Raw genomic sequence first — 2,934 nt, 5'->3', positions numbered from 1 at the left:
ACCGCAGGCTGCCGCGGAGAAGAAGCGGGCCGCGTCGGACGGTGACGACTTCAGCGACATCGAGGCGATCCTGAAGAAGCACGGCATCTGACGCGCGCCGGCCCCGGTGCCGGTGCCTTCGAACGAGCGCCACGATCACGAGCGTCTCCGGGGTCCGGGCCCTCCGTCCAGGGAGCGGATCGAATCGCTTCACCCGCCCCCTTCGAGGGCACGCGCCCCAGTCGCGGCGAACCGCCCGGACGCCGTCCGGGCGGCAGGGACACACCGCTCGACGGCCGGACGCATGAGTGGAGCAGGGCACGTGGGGCGTGCGGCGGGAATCAAGGCGGGGCCCGGCGGGCCGGAGCCTCGGTCGGCACGTCTCCCACGCGATCAACCATCCGGAAACGGTGCTGCCGGACACCCGTCCCCGGTTGCCCGCGGTGACCGAGGAGTTCGGTTGCCTGCGCGGGGAGTCGGCCCGGCAGTTCCGGGCCTGCCGTGTGAGCCACGGGCCGACGGAGTCCACTGGGTGAGCCATCGGTCGTACGCGTGACCGACGTCCGTACGCCGGAGCGACTCCGTGCAGCCCGGGGAGAGTGAACTCGCAGCCCAGGGACCGAGGTCGGCCGTCGGCATGGTCCGGATTGCGTCATGATCGTTACGAGATGGTGGACACATTCCGGGGCGAGGCCCCCGCACCCCCTGCCGAGGAGCCGCGCGGCTGCCTCTTCGCGCTGTCCCAGCCGCCACTGATGATCTTCCTGACGGTGGTCGGGAGCCTGCTGCTGATGGCCGCGCTGCACGACCTCTTCCTGCTGTGAGCGGGCCCGGAGGCCGGCCGGCCCGCCGCCTCTGCGGTCAGCGCGCCGCCTCCCGGCGCCGGGCCCTGTACGCGGCGACGTGGAGGCGGTTACCGCAGGTGCGGCTGGAGCAGTAGCGGCGCGAGCGGTTCCGCGAGAGGTCGACGAAGGCGTCCCGGCAGTCCGGCGCCTCGCACCGCCGCAGTCTCTCCTGCTCGTCGGCCACCACGATGAACGCCAGCGCCATGCCGCAGTCCGCCGCGAGGTGGTCCGCCACCGAGGCGCCCGGCGCGAAGTAGTGCACGTGCCAGTCGTAGCCGTCGTGATTGGTGAGCTGCGGCGTGGTGCCGGCGCCCGGCGGCGGCCTGTGTGTCGGGGGTCGCGAATATCTCCGCGAACCGGGCGCGTACGTCGCGTACGGCACGCAGGTCCTTCTCGGTCAGGACGCCGACACCGCTGATGTGGTGCCGCTCGGCGAAGCCGTGGAGCGCCTCGACGTCCGCGAGCCCGTCACCGGACCCGCCCTCCGGGGCGGTGTTCACCAGTTCCACCACCGTGTCGAGGGCGATCCGGGTGTCGTGTGGGATCAGCACGCTTCGCTCCCTGGCCTCCGGCGGACGGGCGCCCGCCGATGGCGGATGACTCTACTGGCTCACCGAGGCCCCTCCCGGGGCGGCGCGCCCCCGGGAGCCGCCGTGGCGCCTCGCGGACGGCAGGCGTCCGGCCGCCCGTGGGCCCGACGCCGCTGACGGCGCCCAGCCGCGGAGGGAGGGTGTCCGGCCGCCCTGGGGCCGGGCGGTCGCCCCGCCCCGCGCAGGGCCGCTGCCCGGGAACGCACCCGCACCACCGCCCCTCGGCCCGCCGGGGCTCCGGGCGGGACGCGCACCGGCGCCGTCGCCGCGGTGGGTTCCGCGGCGACGGCGCCGGTGTCCGCCGTATGAGGTTGTCCGCGCGACGCCGTCTCCCCGAGTCGGACGGCGTCCCGCAGCTCTCGGCCTGGCTCAGCTCTCGGCCAGGATGTGCGAGAGCTCCGTATCGAGGTCGAAGTGACGGTGCTCGGTGCCGGGTGGGACCGCGGCGTCGGTCCTCTTCAGGAACGACTCCAGGGCCCTCGCCGGGGCTTCGAGCAGTGCTTCGCCCTCCGGGGAGCTCAGCGCGATGCAGACGACGCCTTGACCGTGACTCCGGGATGGCCAGACGCGGACGTCTCCGGTGCCGGTGGGCCGGTGCAGCCCCTCGGCGAGGAGGTCACGGGCGAAAACCCACTCGACCGTCTCCTCCGCTCCGGTGTGGAAGGTGGCGTGCACGGCATAGGGATCGGCCGTGTCATACCGCAGGCCCGCGGGAACAGGCAGTGAGGACTCGCTCGACACAACGAGGCGCAGGTGCAGCTCGCAGCTGACCGTGGTGTTCATAAGCGCCAGGGCCTTTCGCTCAGTGTGCGCTCGGGGATTCGCACGTCGGCGAAATCGACATGCCACCTACGGTGCCGTTGTAAACCCCTCTGACCTATTTGTGATGCTTCGAGTCACTCGTCCGGCGGTGTGTAACTTTGGGTCATGCGTCCATTCCGGTGACGCGAGCCGTTCCGGTAGGTTGGGCGGCATGGACGCGGAGAGTGACGAGCGGGAAGGGGCCGCCGCGTCATCGGCGTATCCGCCCGCGGCGAGGGGCGGGCAGGCCGGGGACCGGGGGCTGGGGTCGCGGGCGCCCGCGTACATCCGGTCGTCCAGGGTGCTGCACCTGAGCTGGCAGGCCGGGATCTTCGTCGTCGGCCTCGCGGTGGTGGGTGCGGGCATCGTGATGCTCCCGCTGCCCGGGCCGGGATGGCTGGTGATCTTCGGGGGCATGGCGATCTGGGCGACCGAGTTCGTCTGGGCGCAGCTCGTGCTGCGCTGGACGAAGCGCAAGGTCACCGAGGCCACCCAGCGGGCGCTCGACCCCAAGGTGCGCCGCCGCAACATCATCCTCACCACGGTGGGACTCGTGATCATCGTGGTGCTGGTGGGGATCTACGTCTGGAAGTTCGGGATGACGATGCCGTGGAAGATCGACCAGTGACGCCGAGCTGGTCCGGGAGCACCGCTGACATGGGGTAATGTGTGCGGTGCGCCGGGGCGATTAGCTCAGTGGGAGAGCGCTTCGTTCACAC

3 protein-coding genes and 1 pseudogene are annotated in these 2,934 nt (G+C 71.9%); 2 read left to right on the top strand and 2 right to left on the bottom strand.

Going from position 1 to position 2,934, the window contains the following annotated elements:
• Window positions 1-647: 647 nt before the first annotated feature.
• Window positions 648-803, top strand: a complete 156-nt coding sequence (locus tag IH13_RS43955) for a hypothetical protein (protein WP_014044863.1) — start codon at window positions 648-650, stop codon at window positions 801-803.
• Window positions 804-840: 37 nt separating this feature from the next.
• Here the strand turns inward: IH13_RS43955 and IH13_RS37595 are convergent.
• A pseudogene (locus IH13_RS37595) lies at window positions 841-1,375 on the bottom strand (CGNR zinc finger domain-containing protein).
• A gap of 408 nt (window positions 1,376-1,783) precedes the next feature.
• Window positions 1,784-2,197, bottom strand: a complete 414-nt coding sequence (locus tag IH13_RS0115655; RefSeq protein WP_003959770.1) for an SsgA family sporulation/cell division regulator — start codon at window positions 2,195-2,197, stop codon at window positions 1,784-1,786.
• Between the two features lie 190 nt (window positions 2,198-2,387).
• Here IH13_RS0115655 and IH13_RS0115650 point away from each other — a divergent pair, with 190 nt between their 5' ends.
• A complete protein-coding gene (locus IH13_RS0115650) occupies window positions 2,388-2,843 on the top strand; it encodes a TIGR02611 family protein (protein WP_031084850.1) in 456 nt (151 codons plus the stop codon).
• The last annotated feature ends 91 nt before the right edge of the window (window positions 2,844-2,934 follow it).

This window comes from Streptomyces sp. NRRL WC-3549 (assembly GCF_000721935.1).
Taxonomy (GTDB): domain Bacteria; phylum Actinomycetota; class Actinomycetes; order Streptomycetales; family Streptomycetaceae; genus Streptomyces.
The sequence above is the reverse complement of the archived record's forward strand: the minus strand, read 5'-3'. Positions and strand labels throughout refer to the sequence as shown.

Bases quoted from the DNA above. Each gene is read 5' to 3' on its own strand.
- IH13_RS0115655 (WP_003959770.1), bottom strand. From the start codon at position 2,197: ATGAACACCACGGTCAGCTGCGAGCTGCACCTGCGCCTCGTTGTGTCG.
- IH13_RS43955 (WP_014044863.1), top strand. From the start codon at position 648: ATGGTGGACACATTCCGGGGCGAGGCCCCCGCACCCCCTGCCGAGGAG.
- IH13_RS0115650 (WP_031084850.1), top strand. From the start codon at position 2,388: ATGGACGCGGAGAGTGACGAGCGGGAAGGGGCCGCCGCGTCATCGGCG.